The organism is Acinetobacter sp. YH01010, from assembly GCF_013420775.1.
GTDB lineage: Bacteria > Pseudomonadota > Gammaproteobacteria > Pseudomonadales > Moraxellaceae > Acinetobacter > Acinetobacter amyesii.
In genome coordinates, this window is the sequence record NZ_VOYF01000070.1 from 1 (window position 1) to 1,040 (window position 1,040).

General features: G+C 41.3%; 1 protein-coding gene. It reads left to right on the top strand.

Going from position 1 to position 1,040, the window contains the following annotated elements:
* Positions 1–55: 55 nt before the first annotated feature.
* The gene (locus FTT77_RS17225; protein WP_180109598.1) at positions 56–988 is read left to right on the top strand and encodes an IS5 family transposase; all 933 of its coding nucleotides are present in this window, start codon (positions 56–58) and stop codon (positions 986–988) included.
* Positions 989–1,040 lie beyond the last annotated feature (52 nt).

A 1,040-nucleotide genomic window follows, 5' to 3' on the forward strand; every position in this document is an offset into this window, starting at 1 on the left:
TGGCTTTGTTGCACAAAGCTATTCTTGAAGGCTTCTTCAGCAATATAATTTCCAGATGAAGAAGCCTGCACCTAAAATCTACCGTACAACCAATTGGTCCTCGTATAACCAAGCTTTAATCAAGCGAGGAAATATTTCAATCTGGTTTGATCCTAAGACCCAATGGTATGCACAACCACAAGGCAAGCACGGACGAAATCAAACTTATTCCGATACAGCGATTCAATGCTGTTTAATGATCAAATCTCTATTCCGTCTTTCTTTACGTATGGTCACTGGCTTTGCTCAAAGCCTGATTAAACTCTGTGGCTTGAATTGGACAGCACCAGATTACTCCACCCTCTGTAGACGACAAAAGCATATTGATATTGCGATAAGCTATCAGAAAAGTCGTGATGGGTTACACCTACTCGTCGACTCTACGGGTTTAAAATTTTTAGGTGAAGGCGAATGGAAGCGTAAGAAACATCAGCCTGAATACCGTCGGCAATGGCGTAAACTGCATATTGGTATAGATGCTGAAACACTGCAAATACGTGCCGTTCAGCTTACGACAAATAATGTCAGTGATTCACAAGTACTAAGTGATTTACTTGATCAAATCCCACCAGATGAGCGAATAGATTCTGTCTATACCGATGGGGCGTACGACACGAAGTGCTGCAGACAAGTGATTTCAGATCGTCAAGCACATGCAGTAATTCCACCCAGAAAGAATGCCAAGCCCTGGAAAGATTCTAAAATCAGTTCAATAGAACGAAATGAGTTACTTCAAACAGTTAAACATTTGGGCAGAACCCTATGGAAAAAATGGTCGGGTTATCACCGTCGCAGTTTGGTGGAAACCAAGATGCATTGCATCAAATTATTAGGAGATAAGCTGACGGCAAGACATTTTCAAAGTCAGGTCAATGAAATTCATGCGCGTGTGGCAGTTCTGAATAGATTTACGGAATTAGGTAGACCTCACACCCAAGTTGTCACTTAAATTTGAATGGATTGGGGAAAACTCAGCTTTTGAATGTTTATGCAACAAAGCC